Below are 20222 nucleotides of genomic sequence, written 5' to 3'. Positions count from 1 at the left end.
AGGCAGCCCGTTCACTCGCGGCCCGCAGTGCCCAGCAGCCCGTGGGGGCGCAGGACCAGCACCAGCGTCATCGCCACGAACAGCATGACATAGGAATAACCGGGGTTGAACATCGAGGTGATGGAGATGATCTCGCCGGCGATGAGACCGCCGAGGATGGCGCCCGGGAAGGAGCCGACGCCGCCGATGACCACCACCACGAAGGTCTGCACCAGGATCGCCTCTCCGACATCGGGCGCGATGGAGACCACCGGGGCGTTGACGATGCCGGCGAAGCCCGCCGCCATGGCGCCGATGCCGAACACCAGCATGAAAATCCTGTAGACGTTGATGCCGAGCGAATCGACCATGACCGAATCCTCGATGCCGGCGCGCACGATCATCCCGATCCGGGTCTTGTAGAGCACGAAATAAAGCACCAGCAGCGCAACCGCGACGATGCCGAGCAGCGCGAGGCGATAGGTCGGATAGACCATGAAGCCGAGCGGCGTGATGCCCTGCAGCAAGGCCGGCGGCGGCACGGTCTGCGACAGGCTGCCGAAGACGAAGCGCACCGCCTCGACGAAAACGATGCCGAGGCCGAAGGTGACGAGAAGCTGGTCCTCGGGAGGTCGCGAATAGAAGTGGCGGATGATGAGCCGCTCCGTCACCACGCCCACCAGCATGACGAACAGCGAGCCGGCGATTACCGCGACGATGAAGGAACCCGAATAGGTATAGGCCACCCAGCCGGCATAGCCGCCGAGCATGAACATGGCGCCATGCGCCAGATTGAGCACGCCGAGCGTGCCGTAGATGATCGTCAGGCCGGAGGAAATCAGCGCCAGCAGCGCGCCCAGCACCAGCCCGTTGAAGCATTGCGATATGAAGTTGGCCCAGTTGATCACGCTGCCGCCCGCCTTGAGGTTGATGAGAACGCACCCCGTGCCGTCGCCCCGCACCCGTGAAGCCAGGCGGTCCGCCGCCTCGCAGGATGCGGGCGGCGGAGCCGCGCGGCGGAACGCTCGTGCTTCGTGCCGCCCCGCGCGGCCGTGGGGAGATCGACCCCTCCCGCCCGCAAGGGCGAGGAGGGCCGCCGGTCAGGTGTAGTCGCCGAGCTGGCAGCCGAAGGCATCCGCCGGCTGGATCACCTTTTCGCCGGGCACGACCTCGAGCACCTCCCAGAAGTCCTCGTCGTTCTTCATGTCCTTCTGGGCCTTGCCGCGGACGATGACGACCGGACGCACGCACTGGTGGTCTTCGGCGCGGTAGTGGACGTCGCCGAGGAGGGAGGGGATGGTCTCGCCCTTCTCGTACTGCTTGATGACGTCGGGCGGATAGAAGCTGCCGGCTTCCGAAACCATGCGCGCCCATTGGGCGAAGCTGACATAGGCGTTTTCGGCGCCCCATTCGGGCCGGTAGTTGTACTTCTTCTGGAACGTCTCGACGAACATCTTGGCCAGCGGATACTGATCCTCCAGGGTCCACCAGAAGTCGGTCGCCGCAAAGACGCCGGCGGTGATGTCGGGCCCGACCTCCTTGGCGAGGAACGGAACCTGGTAGGGGACGACCAGCGTCATCTGCGGCAGGATGCCGAACTGCTTGGCCTGCTGGGTCGACAGCACGGCGTCGCGGCCCCAGTTGACGTTGATCAGGAATTCGGCGCCGGAATTGGCGATGTTGGTCAGATACTGGCTGAAGTCCTGCGTGCCGAGCGGCGAGACCTGGTTGGTCACCATCTGCCAGCCGGCCTTTTCGGTCAGGTAGTCGTTGACCGACTTGGTGGTGGTGTGGCCGTAGGTGTAGTCCGGCGTCATGAACGCGGCCTTGCGGTTCTTGCCGAAATTCTTCACCAGAACCGGGCCGATCGCGTTGGCCGCCATCTCGCCGTAGAAGCCCTGGCGGAAGCCGTAGCGCACGCAGTCCTTGCCGGTGGTGTCGTTGGAGCCGGAGATCGCCGCCAGATAAAGGATCTTCTCGCGCTGGGCGAACTTGTTGAGCGCGACCGCCACGGCCGACGAGGTCGAGCCGGTCATCATGATCACCTTGTTCTGGTTGATGAAGGTCTGCTCGGCCTGCACCGCCTGGTTCGGCTTCGCCGCCGAATCGGCGGAAAGCAGCTCCACCTTCTTGCCCAGAAGGCCCTTGTCGAGCTTGGGCGCGAACGTCTTCATCAGCTCATGGCCGTCGTTGATATGCTCGACGGCAAGCTCCATGCCCTTGCGCTCGTCCTCGCCCTGCACCGCGTAGGTGCCGGTGAGCGGCACCGCGGCGCCGATATAGACCGTGTCGCCCTCAGAGCCCGCCGGCCACGTGCCGATCGCCGGCTTGTCGTCGGCAAGGGCCCAACCGATGTTGCCGAGGCCGGGGATCAAGGTCGCGCCGGCCACGCCTGCACCGATCTGCAGGACGTGACGGCGCGACAAGACACTTGTGGTCCTGTTTCCCAGTTTGAAGTCTGACATGCTTTCCTCCCACGGTTGGTGTTCCGATCCTTGCCTGGACGTGGCCGTCGACGGCCGATTGCCCTCCTTGCGATCGACAACGGCAACTCGGCTCTTGCCCGGCCGATGTTGTTGGAGATGTTGTCGCGACAGTAGGCCAACAGAAACAAAAGGCCGTCAATGCAACTTTCGTTTGCCATGGCGGCACGCGGGCAAAGCGGAATCGCGGCCGTTCTTCCGACCAGCAGGCGGGCAAACCGGGTGGGTGCATCCGAGCACGGCTCGCCGCCGCAACGACAGCCCGCGTCCTCAAAAGGACAAAACACGCGTTAGGAAAGGCGGTCCTTGAGACGGCTCCAGGGGTGCATCCGGTTCGCCACCTGCACCGCAACCGGGTGGAACGGCACCGGCTTCATGCCGGTGACGGGCAGCGGCATCTGCGCGTCGGTTCTGCGGCCGGCCGCCCAGCGGCCGATTTCCTGGCCGAGCGCCATGGAAAGCGCCACTCCGCGGCCGGAATAGACGCCGCCGAAGACCAGCCCGGGAGCGAGACGGTAGAGACGGGGCCGGCGGTCGGGCACCACGGCGAAGGTGCCGTGCCAATATTCCACCATCTTCGGCTCGCCCGCGAACGCCGGGAAGGCCTTGCCCAGCATGCGCGAGACCTTGGCGCGGCCGCGGTCCGCCTCGTCGAACCACAGCGTGTGGGTGCCGCCGCTCACCAGCCGGTTGTCGCGGTCATAGTGGAAGTAGCGGATGTCGTTGCGCATGTCCGAGACGGCCGGATTGCCGACCAGGATGCCGGCCCGCAGCGCCTCCGGCAGCGGATCGGTCGCCGCCTGGAATACCTTGAAGGGGACGAGCGTCTTCTTGAGACCCGGCCAGATGTCGCCCGTCAGCGCGTTGGTGGCGAGCACCACCTCCGGCGCGGCGATGCTGCCGGAAGCGGTAAAAACGCGCCAGCCGCCGTCCACCTTCTCGATGCGGGCGGCGCGCGAATTCTCGTATATGGTCACGCCTTCGCGTTCGAGCGCGCCCGCAAGCCCGACGGTCATGGCGAACGGGTTGATGTGTCCGGAATTGTGCACCATCCAGCCGCCGAGATAGGGGCTGCCTATGCGCGCGCTGACCTCGGCGCGGTCCAGCCAGGAAACCTGCGCGCCGAAAGCCTTCCATTCGTCGTGGAAACGCCTGGCCCTGGCGAGCGTGGCTTCGGTATGGGCGGGCTGGATCCAGCCTTCCTGCACCTGATGCGCGTCTATGTTGAAACGCTGCATCAGGCCGAAGGCCACGCCGGCGGAATCGGCGACCATGCGGTTGTAGCGCTCGCCCACCGTCTTTCCGTAGGCGGCCTCGAATTCGGAGGGCGCGGCCTTCGAGTGATGGGATATGACCAGGCCGTTGTTGCGCCCGGAGGCGGCCGACCCTATTTCGTTGCCTTCGAGCAGCGCGACGTCGAGGCCGCTGTCGCGGGCCCCGAGTGCCGCCGCCATGCCGGTGAAGCCGCCGCCGACGACCAGCACATCCGTCTTGCGGTCGCCCTGCAGCGCCGGCGCCGGACCGCGCACGCCGGCGGTCTTGCGCCACAGGTGCGGCGTCTTCCAGTCCACCTCAGACATGGAGGGTGTCCTGGCTCACTCCGCCCAGATAATGCTCGCCGAGCGCCGAATGCTGCGCCATCTCCTGTGCCGGGCCATGCAGCTTCACCCTGCCGGTGTTCAAGAGATAGGCATAGTCGCCGCATTCGAGCGCGAGTTGCACGTTCTGCTCCACCAGCAGGATGGACATGCCGTTGCGCGACAGGTCGAGGATGATGTGGAATATCTGGTGCACGATCTTGGGCGCCAGGCCGAGCGAAGGCTCGTCGAGCATCAGAAGCTTCGGCTCGGCCATCAGCGCGCGGCCGATGGCCAGCATCTGCTGCTGGCCGCCGGACATGCGGCTGGCCATGCCGTTGCGCCGCTCCTTCAGCACCGGAAAGAGTTCGAACACTTCGGCGCGCAGCGCCTCGAAGCTCTTGCCGGCACGGCCGATATGGGCGGCGACGAGGTTTTCCTCCACCGTCAGCCGCTGGAATATCTGCCGGCCTTCCGGGCAATGGGTTATGCCCAGGCGCACCACCTGCTCCGGCCGCATGCCGGTGATGTCGCGCCCTTCGAAGGTGACGGTGCCCGCGCTGGCGCGCGCCACGCCGGATATGGAATTGAGCAGCGTCGTCTTGCCGGCGCCGTTGGGGCCGAGGACGACCACGATTTCCTTCGGGTCGACCTCGATGCCGACGTTTTCAAGAACGCCGACGCGCCCGTATCCCGAGCTGAGCCCGGCGATCCTGAGCAGCGGCCCGGATGTCGTCGATGTCATTGGCGGTTCCCAGATAGGCTAGTTGGACGTCGGAACTGGCCTGCACCTCGGCGGGGGTGCCGTGAAACAGCAGTTTTCCATGATGCATGACGATGATGTTGTCGCAGAGCGTCATGACCAGGTCCATGTCGTGCTCCACGACGATCATGACGCGCTCCGGTGAACGAAGCGCGGCCAGTTTCGCGGTCAGTTCCGTCGTCTCGTGGTGGTTGAGGCCGGCCGCGGGCTCGTCGAGCAGCAGAACCCGCGGGTTGCACACGAGCGCGCGGGCGATCTCCAGCATGCGCTGCTGGCCGTATGGCAGGCTGCCGGCCTCGGCGTCGGCATAACCCTGCAGATCGAAGAAGCGCAGGATCTCGAGGCATTTCTCCCGCCGCCGCGCATGCCGGGCCGAGGCGTAGGGCGGCCACAGAACTTCCTTCAAGGTGCCTGCGACCTCTCGCGGATAGAAGCAGACCTCGAGATTTTCGAGCGCCGTCATCTGGTCGAAAAGGCGGATGTTCTGATAGGTGCGCGACACCCCGGAATTCGCGATCTCATACTTCTTGAGCCGGTCCAGGCGCTTGCCGTCGAGCGAGATCGACCCGCCCGAGACCGTGTAGGAGCCAGCCGTCATGTTGATCAATGTCGACTTGCCGGCGCCGTTGGGCCCGATGATGCCATGGATCATGCCCGGCACGAAATTCGCCGACACGTCGTCGATGGCGACGACGTCGCCATATTGCTTTCGCAGGTTCTGAAACGCCAGCGTCATTTGCCGAACAGCCCCCGGATGAGCTTGTCCGGACCGAAGCTGCGCGGCACGATGCCTCCCGGACGCACGATGATGAGGAAGATCATGAGGAGCCCGAGGAAGAGGATGCGCCATTCCGCGAACTGACGCAGCACTTCCGGCAGCAGGATGAGGATCGCGGCGCCGACGACGATGCCCAGAATGTTGCCGATGCCGCCGATCACGATGACCAGCACGATGAGTATCGATTCCTGCAGCGTGAAGCTTTCGGGGCTCACGAAGCGCTGGGAAGCGGCGAAGATGACGCCGGCAATGGAGCCGATCGTCGCCGACGTGGCGAATGCGGCGAGCTTGGCGTTGGTGGTGTTGATGCCGATGCCGCGCGCGGCGTCCTGGTCCTCGCGGATCGCGGCCCAGCCCTTGCCGAGTATGGAACGCTCCAGCCGCCACACCACCGTGCCCACCACGACCACCGTGACCAGCAGCAGCCAGAAGATCTCGATGGGCCGGGCCATCCCGATGCCGGCGAACGAGGCCTTGTCCAGCCGCGCGATGCCCTTGGGCCCGCCGGTGAGCCAGTCGAGGTTGTTGACGATGATGCGGATGATCTCGCCGAAGCCGAGGGTCACGATGGCCAGGTAGTCGCCTCGCAGCCGCAGAACCGGTATGCCGAGCAATATGCCCGTGAGCGCCCCCAGCATGGCCGCGACGGCCAGGATGAGCAGGAACGGCAGGTGCAGGCCGAGCTGCGGACTGGCCAGAAGGGCGTAGCTGTAGGCGCCCACCGCATAGAAGGCGACAAAGCCGAGGTCGAGCAGCCCGGCATAGCCGATGACGATGTTCAGGCCGATGCCGAGCAAGATGTAGATCAGCAGGCTGTTGATGACGCGCACATGATAGTTGGGCAGGAAGGGCGTGGCCGCGATCAGCGCCACGGCGAGACCCAGGAGAAGGAAGGAGAGGGCGCGGCTCGAGCGCGGCCCGGCCTGGGAGAGGGTGCCGGTGACGGACATCAGAACTCCCTCTTGTAGACGATGCTCTCTTCGGAAACGGTCTCGCCCAGAATGCCCGCCGGCCGCACCAGCAGGACCAGTATCAGGATGGCGAACGCGAGTACGTCGCGGTACTCCGTGCCCAGCACGCCATTGGTGAGGATCGGCAGCAGCGCCGTGCCCGCCACCTCGACGAAAGCCAGGATGAAGGCGCCGAGCATCGCACCGGGGATCGAGCCGATGCCGCCGAGGATCGCGGCGGTGAAGGCCTTCAGGCCGACCACGGTGCCCATCGTGGGCGACATGATGCCGTAGTAGCTGGCGTAGAGAATGCCCCCCGCGGCGCCGAGCAGCGGGCCGGCGAAGAACACCATCGAGATCGCGCCGTTGACGTTGATGCCGAGAAGCTGCGCGGTGGGACGGCTTTCCGACACCGCCCTCACGATCACGCCGATGCGGCTGCGGTTGACCAGGAAGGAAAGGCCGAACATCAGGACGAAGGCGGCGATCAATATGTCGATCTGCATGGAGGTGATGCTGCCGCCGAGCACCTCGTAGCGGGTCGTGGGGAAGAAGCTCGGAAACCCGATGGGCTGCGGGCCGGCGAGGATCTGCACGCCGGTGACGAGGGTGAGGGAAACGCCGAGCGACGACAGCATCGGCGCGAGGCGGCTGGAATTCCGCAGCGGCTTGTAGGCAACCCGCTCGATGCCGACGCCGACGAGGCCCACCAGGAGGGCGCCGGCAAAGAAAACCGCCGTGAGCGCGATGGCGCCCGCACCGCCGATGTCGCCGATGGACATGGCAAGCAGGAAAAAGGCGGCGTAGGCACCAAGCATGAACATTTCGCCATGGGCAAAATTGATCATGCGCAGCACGCCGTACACCATGGTGTAGCCGAGCGCGATCAGGGCGTAGATGGCCCCGATCGTCAGGGCGTTGACCGTCTGTTGGATCAGATATCCCAGCATAGACCGACGTCCTAGGTCGTGGTGACCGATGGCCCCCGGCCGTTGCACCGGGCCGGGGAAAAGACAAGAGGGAAAAGCCGCTTCAGGTCGTCGTGGCCAATCGGCGGCCGAAATCGTTCCCGAAGCGGCGCGCCGGAAGCCGTCCGAAGGCCGGGACGGCTTCCGCGGCCAAATCTCAGGCTATTTGGAGCCGACCAGTTTGAAGTTCTGGCCCTCGACCTCGTAGAGGTACGAAGGTGCGACCTTGAGCTCGCCGGTCTCGTCGAATTCCAGGTCGCCCACCGCCGTGGCGGCCTTCACCGCATGGATCGCCGCATTCATATCCTCGCGCGTCAGGCCCTTCGTGGTCTTGAGGACCTCCTCGAGAATCTGGCCCTGGACGTAGCCGTAGATGGAATAGGGTCCAGCCTCTTCGCCGTATTTTTCCTTGTAGAGTTTGGCGAACTCGGCGATGGCCGGCGAAGCGTCCATCGGCGGAACCTGGATGGCGACGAGCGTGCCCTGGACGTTGGCTTCACCGGCCTGCTTGATGAAATCGGGCGTGTAGCCGCCATCGGGCACGAGAAGCGTGGCGGACACGCCCTGCTCGTGCATCTGCTTGGCAAAGAGCGCGAGCTGCGGCATCACCGCGCCGAGATAGATGACGTCCGGCTTCTTCGACTTGATCTGCGCCAGCACGGCAGCGAAGTCCACGTCCGTGGGAGCCACGGCGACCGTATCGAGCACCTGGCCGCCGCCATCCGCGAAGTTCTTGCCGAAAATCTCCGAGATGCCCTGACCGAATACCTGCTTGTCGTTCACGATGACTGCCGTCTTGGCGCCGAGCTTGCCGAGCGCGAATTCGGCCGGCAGCAGCGCGCCCGCGAGATCGTTGGCCACCGGGCGCACCATGAAGGCGTAGCCCTGCTGGGTCAGCGAGGGGTTGGAGCCGAAAGTCATGGTGGGCAGCGAGCAGTCCTCGTAGATCGGCAGGGTGGACTGGGCGACGCCGGAGTTGAAATTGACCAGACCCAGAACGACCTTGTCGTTGTCGCAGAATTTCTGCGCCACCAGCGTTCCCTCGCGCGGATCGGCCTTGTCGTCTTCCTGCTGATAGGCGACGGTCACGCCGTTGACCCCGCCCGTGGCGTTCAGCTTGTCGACATAGAGCTTGAAGCCGTTGTGCCAGGTGTTGCCGAAATAGGCCTGCGGCCCCGACAGCGGCGCGGCCAAGCCCACGGTGACTTCCTCGGCCATGGCCGGCGCTGCCATCAATGCGCTGCCGAGAAGAAATGCGGCGGTGATCTTCTTCATAAGGTTCCCCTTGACTGCTCCTGTTCCAGGAGGGAGCGGCCCTTCCGGCCTTGTCCCTCGGCGTATGGAAGCAGACAACGGGATCGTCGTCAAGAAAGTGTCGACACTGTTGCGTTCAATTTTGCATTTTGCTACCGGCTAGGCGGCACCGACCCGGCGCCGCCTCTTGAGGCCGGCGCCGTCATCCGGCGCGAACACCCTGAGCAAGGCGTCCTTGAGCGCCCGTTGCGTCGCGGAGACCGTCATTTCGATATGCTCGCGCAGAAGCTCCACCCCCTTCTCGACATCGCGTGCGACCGCCGCCGCCACAATGGCGGAGTGAGCGCTGATCTGCGTCCTGTCGTGCGAGGAATGCTCGATCTGGATGCGTCGGATGAAGCGGATGCGCGCATTGATGGAGGCGAGCTGGGCGACGATCTCCGGATTGCCGGAGAGTTCGGCAATGAGCATGTGGAAGCCCTCGTCCTCCGTCAGGATGACGTCCGCCGGCTGGTCGCGATAGCCGTCGACGATCGCCTCCCAATAGGACTGAAGCCGCCTCAGGTCGGCGTCCTCGGCGCGTTCGCACATGAGCCTGAAGGCCGCGCATTCGAGGATGCACCGCAACTCGTAGAGGTCGAGCAGCCCTTCCGTGCTCAGGCTCCGGACAAAGAACCCCCGATTGGGCGTCAGCGAGACGAAACCCTCGGAAGCGAGCCTGTTCAGCGCTTCGCGGACCGGCGTTCGCGACACGCCGAGATTGGTGGCGAGCTTGACCTCGTTGATGCGCTCGCCCGGCTTCAGCTTGAACTCGACGAGCAGCTTGCGGATCGTGTTGTAGGCTCGTTCGCTGCTGTCGGCGGTGCGGCGCACGTCGGCATCGCCGGCGATGGGCGGCGTGCTGTCCGCGCTGCTGGTGGCTGTCTCGGTCATGACGAGTCCCGTTCGATCTTTCTGCAAGCCGTGCCGAAGCACGCGACGTCTATTTCTTTCCCAACCCGATACGAATGACAAGCTGTGGAACACAGGCTGGAGGGCGACAATGATCCTTGGGATTCTCGGTGTGGGACATCTGGCGACCTCGATGCTGACGGGGCTTCTGCGGTCGGGGCTCGATCCCGCCGCGATATTGCTGTCGCCGCGCGGCAAGGCGGCGGAGCTGGCCGCGCGCCATGGCTTCGGGCTCGCCGCCGACAATGGCGACCTCGTGCGGCGGGCCGGCATCGTGCTTCTGGCCGTGCGACCCGCCGATGCACCTGATGCGGTGGCCGCCCTGCCCTGGCGCGATGGCCAGGTGGTGGTCTCGGTCTGCGCTGGCGTGCCGCTGTCGCGGCTTGCCGTCGCGCCGGCGCGGGCAGTGCGCGCCATGCCGCTGACGGCCTCCGAAATCGGCGCCAGCCCGACGGTCTGTTTTCCGCATATCGAGGAGGCGCGGGCGCTGCTCGACCGGCTCGGTCCCGCCATAGCCCTTGCCAGCGAAGCGGATTTCGAGGTCGCGACCGTCAGCGCCGCCGTCTATGGCTGGGCACAGGACCTCATCCGCGGCGCCGCGGAATGGTCGGCCGGGGCGGGACTGGACCCGGAAACCGCCCGGCGGCTGACCGCCCTGACCTTCGTGGCCGCGGGAAGGCAGATCGCGGAGAACGGGGCGCCGATGGACCGGTTGCTGCAGGAACTGGTGACGCCGGGAGGCATCACCGAGCGCGGCTTGCAAGTTCTCGCGGCTCGCGGCGTTCCCGGGGCGTGGGAGGAAGCCTGCGCGGCCGTCCTCGACATGCTGACCCGGCAAGCGCCCGGAAATTAACCGGCAAGTAACCTGCATCGGCTCAGCGCTGCGGCGCGGGCGGATAGACATGCCCGCCGGCCGCCTGCTCGCTCGGCGTCACGGTCATCTCGGCAACGTCGACATGGTCCGGCATGCGCAGCGCGGCCATGAGCACGGCGGCGATGTCGGCGGGCCCGAGCGGCCGCTGCTCGGTGTACATCTTGCGCCGCAGGGTCTCGCTGTCTCCCTCGAAGGCCTGCAGATAGAAATCGGTCTGCACGCGCCCGGGGGCGATCTCGGTCAGCCGCACGCCGGTGCCGGCCAGGTCGTAGCGCAGGATGCGCCCGGCCTGCGACAGGCCGGCCTTGGCGGCGCCATAGGCGGTCGTGCCGGGAAAGACGGCGCCGGCGGCCGTGCTGGTCAGGTTGAAGACATGGCCGCGCCGGCGCGCCACCATGCCCGGCAACATGAGCTGGATGAGCTGAAGCGGCGCAATGAGGTTCAGCGCCACCACATCCGCGGTTTCGCCCACGTCCTGCTGGTGCAGCGGCCGCACGGACGCCAGCCCGCCGGCATTGTTGACCAGCACGTCGATTTCGGCCGAACCGAGCGCGGCCATGATGGCCTGGTGGTCGCGCACGTCCGCTGCGAGCGGGCGGACCCGAGGCCCGAGCCGCTCCCGCAGCGCCTCCAGGGCGGCCCGGTCGCGCGCCAGCGCATGGACCGTCAGCCCCTCGCCCACCAGGCTTTCGACGATCGCCGCGCCGATGCCTTTCGAGGCGCCGGTGACCAGAGCCGTGCGGTAGTCCATCGTCGTTCTCCTCAACAAGGGTTGGTCAAAGCGCCCCGTGCGCGGCGACAGCCTGAAGCACGCCGACGAGCCCGGCTTCGCGCGCCACCTTAAGCTCGTCCGCGCCGCGGCCGTCCACCGCGGCCGCCGTCGAGGCCGCCACCGCGCGGATCGTCTCCTCGTCGAGCCTGGCGTCCAGCAGCGTGTCCCAGATCGCCTGGTAGGTGGGGCCATATTTTTGCAGGAAACTGTCGATGCCGTCGGCATTGAGGCTGTTGGAGATGAACGAGCCCTGGAGCGTCCATTTCGGGCCCGGGCCGTACATGAAGGCGCGGTTGACGTCCTCGACGGTGGCCACGCCGTCGCGCACCAGCGCGATCGCCTCGCGCCACATGGCGCCCATCAGCCGCAGCGCCAGATGGCCGGTCACTTCCCGGTTGAGCGTGACCGGCTTCTTGCCGATCGCCTCGTAGAGCGCACGGGCGCGGGCCACGGCCTGCGCGTCGGTAGCCCGTCCGCCGACGATTTCGACAAGCGGCATGAGATGCGCCGGATTGAAGGGATGGCCGAGCACGATGCGGCCGGGCACGCGACACTCCTCCTGCATGTCGGATACCAGGAGAGCGGAGGAGGACGAGGCGATGACGACATCGTCGCCGACATGGGCTTCGATCTCGGCCAGCAGCCGGCGCTTGAGGGCAAGGTCCTCCGGGCCGTTCTCCTGCACGAAGCCGACATCGGCAAGCGTCTCGGCGAGCGTCGGGAACAGAAGGACCGGCGCCGGCTCGGCCGGGCCGTGCAGGGCGTCCAAATCGGCCATGAGCTGCGGCAACGCTTCGCCAAAGGCCGCCCCGCTTTTCGACGCCGGATCGAACACCCGCACCGGGTGGCCGGCATGCGCAAAGCACGCCGCCCAGCGCTGCCCGATGACGCCGAAGCCGACCACCCCGATCGCGGGCCTGTTCATTGGCCTATCTCCTCTCGTCCAGCGCGGCGCGGAAGGTCTCGTTCAGATCGTTCCACGGGATGAGCAGGTCGAGCCACGCGCCGATCCGCCCCGCGACGAGGATCGCCTCGTCGATCAGCGCGTCCAGCGGATCGACATGTGCCATCGCCGCCTTGAGCCGGAACAGCAGCGCGGTCGTCTCGTCCATGTGGCAGAAGTCGCGCAGGCGTGTCGCGGCCTTGTCGAGCACCAGCGCGGCGGCCCGCCTCAGGACCATTTCGTCGGCCATGCCGCGCTCGGCGCGGATCCACCATAAAAGCTCGTGCAGCACCCTTGCCTCGGACTCGGCCACGAATACCGGCCCCGCCGGGTGCAGGATGGCTCGCGACGCGGTGAGCCGGCCGATGTCGGCGGGGCATTCGTCCCACAGCAGCTTGCGCGCGGCGACGACATCCCCGGGCAGGAGAGAAGCAGGCGGCTCGCCCTCGGCTCCGTCGGCGCTGGCGAGCGCGGCCTGCAGGAGGCGTCGCCCCTGGTCCCGTTTCAGCATCGCCGCGAGATCGGCGATCCCTTCCACCGGGGCATCGAGATGGCCCAGCACGGTGACCTCGGCATTCTCGGCCTGGAGCGGGGCGAAGGTGATTTCGAGGAACTGCCGCACCGGCCAGTAGATGAAGGCGCCGGCCGGGGCGGACAGGACATGGGTTGCACCTTCCACGTCTTCCACGAAGGGCGCATGCCAATAGATGTGGCTGCCGGCGATCTTGGGCGTGTGAAGCTGGCAGTGCATCGGCAGGGCCGACAGCAGCGCGCGCCGGGTGCGGGGGGCGTCGCCGTTCAGCCGCAGCGGCCAGCTTCGGCCTTCCGCCGTGAATGTCAGGTCCATCTTACTTTCCGGGATTGAAGAAGGAGACGGGCTTGAGGATCTCGTTGCGCATGTCGAGAAGATAGTCGGTCTCGATCACCTTGCGCCGATAGGCCTGCCATTCGGGATCGGCCTCCATGCGGTCGCGGCGCTCTTCCCGGTCGGCCAGGCTGTCGTATTTCCACAGATGCACGATGCGCGACAAGTCGCCGATATGGGTCTGGAAGAAGCCGAAAGGCTCGCCCAGATAGTGTCGCTGCAAGGGCAGGCCGACTTCCTCGTAGAGCTTGAGGAAAAGCGGTAGCATGTTGGGGCGCGCGGTGTAGGTGCGATGGTCGAAGATCATGTCGATGCCTCCGTGGGGGTTTCGGTGGGGACGGCCGGCCGACGCTTCAGCCGGCGCTGCGCACGGTTTCGCCGATGAGCCGCGCCGCCAGCGCCGGCGCCTCCAATTGCGGGACGTGGCCGATGCCGTCGAGCAGATGCACCGCGGCGAAGCCGGGGGCGCGAGCGGCGTGGGCGGGCGGAATCACGCGGTCGAGCCTGCCCCAGACGATACGCGTCGGCACGGTCAGGCCCGCCAGGTCTGCGGCCAGGTCGAAAGCCTGTGCGCCATCGGGGAACAGGCTTTCGGCCATTGCAACAAGCGCCTCGCGATTGCCGTTGCGCTCCATCTGCCGGAACGCCGCCTGCGCATAGCCGCCGGGCAGGGCGGCTGCGCTGCCGACCATCACCGACAGCCAGCGCTCCAGCGATTGCGCCGTGGTGGCGCGGGCAAGGCCGTTGACGAAGCCGGCGTTGATCTCCGGGCCGAGGCCGCCGGGCGCGAACAGGGTGACGGAGCGCACCGACAGACGGCCAAGGCGCGAGAGCGCCAGCGCCGCCGCCCCGCCCAGGGAGTGGCCGACAAGATGCGCGCCCGTGACCTGCAGCCCGGCCAGCCGGTCGCAGAGGCTGAAGGCGATGTCCTCGATGCTGGAGGCCGGGCGCGCGGCCTCGGCGCCATGGCCGGGCAGGTCGAGGCCGATGGCTTCGACCGCCGGGCCGAGCAGCGGGATCACCTGCCGCCAGATGGAGCGGTCGGCGCCGAAGCCGTGGATGAGGACGACAGGCGCCGCCTGCCGGACCGGCAGGGGCGACGGCAGGAACGCGGGCGGGGTCTCCTCGCGCCGGCCCTGTGGAAGCGCAGTGCCGCGCGCCGCCAAGGCTGCGTTGACATCGCGCTTCTTGATGCGGCCGTTCGGGCCGCTCCCCGTCAAGGTCGACAGGTCCAGCCCGGCTGCGGCGGCCATGCGGCGGGCCAGCGGGCTGGCTATCGGCCGTTCGCAGGCGGCGCGAGCCGGAACGGCTGCGGCATCCGGGCTCTCCTTTTGCGGAACGGGCATCTCCGTGCCGGCGGCAGCCGGCGCAGGCTCGCCGCCGGTCACGGGCCTTTCGTCGGCGATGGTGCCGAGCACGGCGCCGACCGGCGCCTCCTGTCCTTCCGCGAAGAAGACCTCCGCAAGCCAGCCGTCGCTCGAGGCCTCGATCTCGGTCGCCGCCTTGGCGGTCTCGACGGTGACGACAAGATCGCCGGCCTTGACCGGATCGCCGGGCTTCGCCGCCCAGGCGATCACCAGCACGGCCTCCATATATTCGCCGCCGGCGCTGTCGATGCTGATCGGATGGGTCGCCATCGCCGCTCCCCTCACTTCAGCGCTTTGAGCGCGGCGCTGCGGATCTTCGCGGCATTCGGCAGCATCGCCGTTTCGAGCGGTTCGGAATAGGGGATCGGCATGTCCGGCAGCGTCACGCGCATGACCGGCGCGTCCAGCTCGTCAAAGGCGTGGTCCATGATCGTCGCCGAAAGCTCGGCCGCGTAGCCGCAGAAGCGCCAGCCTTCATTGACCACCACGGCATGGTGCGTCTTGGCGATCGAGGCGACGATGGCGCCGACGTCGAGCGGGCGCAGCGATCGCAGGTCGACCACCTCGGCCGAGACGCCGTCGGCCGCGAGAAGCTCGGCGGCCTTGACCGCCTCCACCACCATCTTGGAGGTGGCGAAAATGGAAACGTCGGTGCCCTCGCGCATGACGGCCGCCTTGCCCAGGGGCACGATCACGTCGCCCTCCGGCACCTCGCCGCGGATATTGTAGAGCAGCTTGTGCTCCAGGAAGACCACCGGCTGGTCGTCGCGGATCGCCGCCTTCAGCATGCCCTTGGCATCGGCGGGGGTGGACGGGGCGACGACCTTGATGCCGGGAATGTGCGCCAGCATGGAATCCAGCGCCTTGGAATGCTGGGCGCCGGCGCCGGCGCCGCCTCCGCCCTGGGTGCGCAGCACGAAGGGCATCCTGACCTGGCCGTTCCAGACGTAGTTGTAGATGGAGGCCTGGTTGACCAGCGCATCGAGGGAGAGCGGCACGAAGTCGGCATACATGATCTCCAGCACCGGGCGGGTGCCGGTCATGGCGGCGGTGACGGCCATGGCGGTCATGGCCTGCTCGGAGATGGGCGTGTCGCGCACGCGGCTATCGCCGAACTCCTCCATGAGCCCCTTGGTCACCTTGAAGACGCCGCCGTAGCGGCCGATGTCCTCGCCGAACAGGAAAACCGACGGATCGGCCTGCATTTCCTCGCGCAGGGCCGCGTTGAGCGCCTCGCCATATCGCATCAGAGCCATGTCAGTGCGCCTCGCTGTAGGGGTTGCAGGCTTCGTCGACGGAGAATTCCGGCATCGGGTCCGCAAGGGCGGTCGCGAACGCCTCGGCCACCTCCGCGCTCGATTCGGCCTCCAGCTTTGCCAGCCGCGCCTCGCCGACCTCGCCCAGCAGGGCCGCGCGCGCGATGGCGAGAGGATCACGCGCCTTCCAGGCCGCGATGTCCTGCGGCTTCTGGTATCCCCCCATGTCGGAGGTGGAAAAGCCCTCGACGCGGTAGGTCTTGCACTCCACCATGCCGGGCCCCTCGCCGCGCCGCGCGCGCTCCACCATTGCGGACACGGCGCGGTAGACGGCGACCGCGTCATTGCCGTCGACGATCTCGGCGGGCATGGCATAGCCGGCGGCGCGGACGGACAGGTCCGCCACCGGCGACTGCACGTCGGACGGCACGGTCAGGCCGAACTGGTTGTGCTCCAGCACGAAGACGACCGGCAGTTTCCACAGCCCGGCCATGTTCATTGCCTCGTGGCATATGCCGGTCTGGGCGGCGCCGTCGCCGAAGATGCACATGGCGACGTTGCCGGTGCCCAGGATCTGCATGGAAAGCGCCATGCCGGCGGCGGCGGGAATGCCCGCGCCCACGATGGCGTTTCCGCCGATCACGCCCTTTTCGGCGTCGGCCACCAGCATGTGGCCGGCGCGGCCGCCGCAGGCGCCGGTGGCGCGGCCGAGGATTTCCGCCACCACGGGGCGCATGGCCATGCCCTTGCCGATATAGACGGCGTGGCCGCGATGGGTGGTGGCCACCTTGTCGCCCGCTTCCAGGGCGGCCGTCGCGCCGACGCCGACCGCCTCCTGGCCGTCGCAGCGGTGGATCGGGCCGCGGGTGCGCCCTTCCTTGTGCAGCGCGCCGAGACTCTCCTCCAGATGCCGGACCAGGAGCATGCGGCGATAGATTTCCAGATGCTGTTCGACGGACGGTGTGTTTTTCACGGCTGGGCCCCGATTGCTGCCGAAATTAAATACAGAAGTGTCGACAATTTTCAAGCCGACACCGCTTGCGCGGGCACGGATTTCCCCTCAATTCCCGGTTGATTCAGGAGCCGCCCGGCCGCAGGGACCGCAGGGCGGACAGCATCTCGTCGAGGTCTGCGCAGGGAAGGCAGCCGAGCGCACCGATCTCCTTGCTCACGTCCACCGGCAGGCCGGAGTTCGAATCCTTCGGAATCTCATTGAGCCGCCCGCCGATCAGCAGCGGCAGGGCCAGCCCGCGTTCGGCCATGGCCGCCTTGACCGCCTGCGCATAGCGCAGCGCGACGCCGTTATAGGTGCTGACGGCCACGACGTCGGCACTGGCTTCGGCGGCACGCGCCACCAGCGTTTCCGGGTCGACGGCCACCCCGGCGTCGGCAATGGTGACGCCCAGGCCCTCCAGCGCCTGCTCGACCAGATATTTGCCGTGCTCGTGCACGTCGGTCGTGCCGATGCAGACGGTAAGCGGCGCGCGGGTTTCCAGCGGCTGCTGCGCCGACACCCAGACGGACGCCTTGTGGTTGAGTTCCCGCGCCCATTCGGCGTGGATGAGGGGCGCACGGCCGCGCGGGCCCTCGGCGCCGGGGCCGAACAGGGCCTCCATGCGTTTCGGCCCCATGCGGCGGACCGCCAGCATGAGCGCGGCGGGGTCCTCGACGTTGACGCCCCGGTCCGCCAGACCCTGCATGACGGAAGCCGCGAAGCGTCGGCCGCCCTCGACCAGCGTGTCGGCCATCGCCTCCACCTTCGCCCAGTCGAAGACCGGGTCGTAGAACGGCGCATGCAGCGCAAGCCGATGGGCGAAGGTCTGCGCGTCGATGATTTCGTCCACATCGGGGATGCGCTGGTTTTCCGTCACCGGCACGGGATTGATGGCATGGCCCGACGGCCAGCGCCCCACCGCAAGCATGTCGGCCATGAGATAGCTCGCCAGGCTGGCGTAGTTGCCGGCAGGCGTGGACTGGTAGGACACCGTGTTGCCGAAGATCATCGTTCCCGGCGTGTCGGTGACGCGCATGAGGGCAGCATGGAAGGCGGCGCGCGACAGCGGGTCGCTGAAGTGATGGCCGTAGCAATGCGAGACCGAGGCGCCGATCAGGTCGTCGACGATGTGCTTTTCCACCAGCACCATGCCCAGCGCGCAGGCCATGTCGACGAAGAGGCCGGCAAATCCGTCGTCCAGATTGGAGTGGACGAGGATCTGCGCATCCTGGGCGGCGATCAGGCCGAGCGCGGTCACGGTGGCCTCCGTGGTGACGACGTCGTCGTCCCAATAGGGCAGGCGGAAGGTGAAATACTGTCCCAGATTGCCGACGGACGAGGCACCGGCGGCGATCGCCGCACGGGTGTTTTCCACGGCGCCGGGCAGGCCCAGCATGAAGTCGCCGAAATGGGCGGCGGCCGGCGCCGCATTGGTGATGCGGGCGAAATCCTCCGGGCCGGCAAGAACGATGCCGGTGCCCCGGGCCGCCTTGGCGCGCATCGCCTCGGGATAGCCCATCGACCAGTCGAGCGTGATGCCGAAACGATCGACCGTGACCCCCGCCTTCCGGCACTGGCCATAGACCTGGGCGATCGCCTCGATAGTGCGGTCGACATTGCGGAAGCCGATATGGGCATGCTGCATGATGTGCTTGTCGGCCGCCGCCTTGCGCTTCCAGGCGGCTTCCGACGGCATGCCGGTTTCCGCCAGGAAGCGGCACGGACCAAGCCGCCAGTCGCGCGCCATGGCACGCCCTTCGGCAAGCAGGGCGGCGCCCGGCCTGAGGCGGGGATCGGTGAGGATGGAAGGATCGGCGGTCATGGTCGGACTGTTCCGATGAAGTTGCGGAAGGCGGCGGCAAGCCCCTCGGGGCGGACGAGGGGATGGAAATGCGCCCCGGGGACGACCGTGTAGGCCGCGCCGGGTATGGCTTCGGCGATCGCCCGCGAGAGCGCGGGCGGCGTCAGCACGTCGTTTTCGGCGGCAATCACCTGTACCGGCCCGGCAATGCGCGGCAGGTCGGCCAGGCGGTCGTGCCGCAGCAGCATGCGCACCCGCGCCGCCGCGACTTCCAGCGGGGCAAGAGCGCGCGCCGCCGCTTCGACAGCGGCCTCCAACTGCGCGTCATGGGCCTCCAGATAGGCCGGTTCGTGGCACAGGACATGGGTGAGGCGCTGGTAGGTTTCGGCCATGCCCGTTTCCAGCAGCTCGGCGCGCGCAAAAAAGAGCGCGCGGAAACGGGCGTCGGCGCGCGCCCACGAGCTGCTGATCGTGAAGCTGAGGGCAAGGCCCGGATGGTCGAGCGCCAGCACCTGCGCGACGCCGCCGCCGGTGGAATGGCCGACGACATGCACCGGTTCGGCGATCTGCCGCAGCAGGCTTGCGGTGTCGTCGGCGACGAGCGGGATGGAATGCGGCCCCGGCGGGCGGTCGCTCCGGCCCGCGCCCCGATGATCGACGACGATCAGGCGATGGTCCGCTTCCAGGAGACGGACCACGCCCGCCCAGAAGCGCCCGTCGCCGCCGAGCCCGGGAATGAGCAGGACACGCGGCCCGCGGGCACCGGCCGTCTCAAAGTGAATCCGGCAGCCGTCGGCGGCAACGAAATCGGGCATCAGCGGCCCTCCCCTTCGCCGAGGAGTTCGGCCAGCGCGGCGGCGATGCTCAGCGCGGTGAGCGCCGAGGTCTTGGGGTTGCCGGGCGACGGCGCGTTGACGAAGCGGAAGAAGGCGGTGCCGGCCGCGCTCTTCGCCTCGATTTCATGCGTATTGCCTTCGGCGTGCGGATCGGCGAGGACGCGCACCGTCACATTGCCGGCGCCGACGCAGAGCGCGACGGCGAAGGCGGCGTTGAGGTTCCTCGGATAGAGCCGCGCGGCATCGGCGGGCGTGCCTTCGAACAGGGTCACGGCCTCGCGCGACGCTGGGAGACCGGCCGCCGCCAGCTCGGCCGTCCAGGCGGCCGGCGGCTTGCGGGAGGTATAGCGCACCTCGACGTCGGGCAGGGAGGCGACGGCCCGCAGATAGTCGAGGCCGCCCAGCGCCCCTGACGGAAGCACCAGCCGCGTGCATCCGGCCCGGGCGGCGGCATGCAGCCGCGCGGCGAGAACCGGGTCGGCAAGCGCCCCGACGGAAGCGACGACGGTGGGGATGCCGCTTTCCAGAAGCGCCGGCACATGCGTGGAGACCGCCTCCTGGCCGGCAGCCTCGACGACGGCGGCGGGACGGGCGCCGATCAACGCGTGGAGCTGCGTCACCGCCTCGACATTGGCAGGCAGGTGCGGGCGCGAGCCCTCGCGCAGCAGCGCCACCCAGCGGACATCGTTGCCGGGGAACGCACCGACGATCTGGCGCGCGATGGTGCCGAAGCCGACAAGCCCGAGGCTGACCGGGCCCTCGCCGCCTGCGCGGGACCTGTCCGGGCGGGGAACGGCCGGCCGCGTCATCG

The 20222-nt window shown here is 67.6% G+C and carries 20 protein-coding genes; 1 reads left to right on the top strand and 19 read right to left on the bottom strand.

Annotation, left to right across the window (positions count from 1 at the left end; translation table 11 throughout):
• Positions 1–11: 11 nt before the first annotated feature.
• From ACTDI4_RS03000 to ACTDI4_RS02960, 9 genes are all read right to left on the bottom strand, one after another.
• A complete protein-coding gene (locus tag ACTDI4_RS03000; RefSeq protein WP_442839740.1) occupies positions 12–887 on the bottom strand; it encodes a branched-chain amino acid ABC transporter permease in 876 nt (291 codons plus the stop codon).
• A gap of 192 nt (positions 888–1079) precedes the next feature.
• Positions 1080–2444 (bottom strand): substrate-binding protein, encoded by a 1365-nt coding sequence (locus ACTDI4_RS02995; protein ID WP_442839739.1) that lies wholly within the window; start codon positions 2442–2444, stop codon positions 1080–1082.
• Between the two features lie 308 nt (positions 2445–2752).
• Complete coding sequence (locus tag ACTDI4_RS02990) at positions 2753–4042, bottom strand: NAD(P)/FAD-dependent oxidoreductase (RefSeq protein ID WP_442839738.1); 1290 nt, start codon at positions 4040–4042, stop codon at positions 2753–2755.
• Complete coding sequence (locus ACTDI4_RS02985) at positions 4035–4784, bottom strand: ABC transporter ATP-binding protein (RefSeq protein WP_442839737.1); 750 nt, start codon at positions 4782–4784, stop codon at positions 4035–4037. The genes ACTDI4_RS02990 and ACTDI4_RS02985 overlap by 8 nt, the downstream gene beginning before the upstream one ends.
• A complete protein-coding gene (locus ACTDI4_RS02980) occupies positions 4708–5538 on the bottom strand; it encodes an ABC transporter ATP-binding protein (RefSeq protein ID WP_442839736.1) in 831 nt (276 codons plus the stop codon). The genes ACTDI4_RS02985 and ACTDI4_RS02980 overlap by 77 nt, the downstream gene beginning before the upstream one ends.
• Entirely contained in the window at positions 5535–6530 is a 996-nt protein-coding gene (locus ACTDI4_RS02975; protein WP_442839735.1) for an ABC transporter permease subunit, read from the bottom strand. Before ACTDI4_RS02975 ends, ACTDI4_RS02980 begins: the two co-directional genes overlap by 4 nt.
• Positions 6530–7480: a branched-chain amino acid ABC transporter permease gene (locus ACTDI4_RS02970; protein ID WP_442839734.1), complete on the bottom strand. Its 951-nt coding sequence runs from the start codon at positions 7478–7480 to the stop codon at positions 6530–6532. Before ACTDI4_RS02970 ends, ACTDI4_RS02975 begins: the two co-directional genes overlap by 1 nt.
• 180 nt (positions 7481–7660) lie before the next feature.
• On the bottom strand, positions 7661–8773 hold the full coding sequence (locus ACTDI4_RS02965; protein WP_442839733.1) for a branched-chain amino acid ABC transporter substrate-binding protein: 1113 nt from the start codon (positions 8771–8773) through the stop codon (positions 7661–7663).
• Positions 8774–8911: 138 nt separating this feature from the next.
• On the bottom strand, positions 8912–9685 hold the full coding sequence (locus ACTDI4_RS02960) for a GntR family transcriptional regulator (RefSeq protein ID WP_442839732.1): 774 nt from the start codon (positions 9683–9685) through the stop codon (positions 8912–8914).
• Positions 9686–9794: 109 nt separating this feature from the next.
• Here ACTDI4_RS02960 and ACTDI4_RS02955 point away from each other — a divergent pair, with 109 nt between their 5' ends.
• Entirely contained in the window at positions 9795–10556 is a 762-nt protein-coding gene (locus ACTDI4_RS02955; RefSeq protein ID WP_442839731.1) for a pyrroline-5-carboxylate reductase family protein, read from the top strand.
• A 22-nt stretch (positions 10557–10578) separates the two neighbouring features.
• Here the strand turns inward: ACTDI4_RS02955 and ACTDI4_RS02950 are convergent, their stop codons facing one another.
• From ACTDI4_RS02950 to ACTDI4_RS02905, 10 genes are all read right to left on the bottom strand, one after another.
• Complete coding sequence (locus ACTDI4_RS02950) at positions 10579–11328, bottom strand: SDR family oxidoreductase (protein ID WP_442839730.1); 750 nt, start codon at positions 11326–11328, stop codon at positions 10579–10581.
• A gap of 25 nt (positions 11329–11353) precedes the next feature.
• Positions 11354–12274 carry a 3-hydroxyacyl-CoA dehydrogenase NAD-binding domain-containing protein gene (locus ACTDI4_RS02945; protein WP_442839729.1) on the bottom strand — a complete coding sequence of 307 codons (921 nt, stop codon included), beginning with the start codon at positions 12272–12274 and terminating at the stop codon, positions 11354–11356.
• A gap of 4 nt (positions 12275–12278) precedes the next feature.
• Positions 12279–13139 (bottom strand): hypothetical protein, encoded by an 861-nt coding sequence (locus tag ACTDI4_RS02940; RefSeq protein WP_442839728.1) that lies wholly within the window; start codon positions 13137–13139, stop codon positions 12279–12281.
• A 1-nt stretch (position 13140) separates the two neighbouring features.
• On the bottom strand, positions 13141–13464 hold the full coding sequence (locus tag ACTDI4_RS02935) for an NIPSNAP family protein (RefSeq protein WP_442839727.1): 324 nt from the start codon (positions 13462–13464) through the stop codon (positions 13141–13143).
• 46 nt (positions 13465–13510) lie between these two features.
• Complete coding sequence (locus tag ACTDI4_RS02930) at positions 13511–14794, bottom strand: alpha/beta fold hydrolase (protein WP_442839726.1); 1284 nt, start codon at positions 14792–14794, stop codon at positions 13511–13513.
• Between the two features lie 11 nt (positions 14795–14805).
• Positions 14806–15780: an alpha-ketoacid dehydrogenase subunit beta gene (locus ACTDI4_RS02925; protein ID WP_442839725.1), complete on the bottom strand. Its 975-nt coding sequence runs from the start codon at positions 15778–15780 to the stop codon at positions 14806–14808.
• Position 15781: 1 nt separating this feature from the next.
• Entirely contained in the window at positions 15782–16753 is a 972-nt protein-coding gene (locus ACTDI4_RS02920; RefSeq protein WP_442839724.1) for a thiamine pyrophosphate-dependent dehydrogenase E1 component subunit alpha, read from the bottom strand.
• Between the two features lie 103 nt (positions 16754–16856).
• On the bottom strand, positions 16857–18596 hold the full coding sequence (locus tag ACTDI4_RS02915; RefSeq protein WP_442839723.1) for a cobalamin-dependent protein: 1740 nt from the start codon (positions 18594–18596) through the stop codon (positions 16857–16859).
• Positions 18593–19390 (bottom strand): alpha/beta fold hydrolase, encoded by a 798-nt coding sequence (locus tag ACTDI4_RS02910; protein WP_442839722.1) that lies wholly within the window; start codon positions 19388–19390, stop codon positions 18593–18595. Before ACTDI4_RS02910 ends, ACTDI4_RS02915 begins: the two co-directional genes overlap by 4 nt.
• Positions 19390–20220 (bottom strand): aspartate dehydrogenase, encoded by an 831-nt coding sequence (locus ACTDI4_RS02905; protein ID WP_442839721.1) that lies wholly within the window; start codon positions 20218–20220, stop codon positions 19390–19392. Before ACTDI4_RS02905 ends, ACTDI4_RS02910 begins: the two co-directional genes overlap by 1 nt.
• Between the last annotated feature and the right edge of the window lie 2 nt (positions 20221–20222).

It is taken from the genome of Mesorhizobium sp. PUT5, assembly GCF_052216645.1.
Lineage (GTDB): Bacteria > Pseudomonadota > Alphaproteobacteria > Rhizobiales > Rhizobiaceae > Mesorhizobium.
Note: the sequence above shows the minus strand (reverse complement) of the source record. Positions and strands in the feature narration are given on the sequence as shown.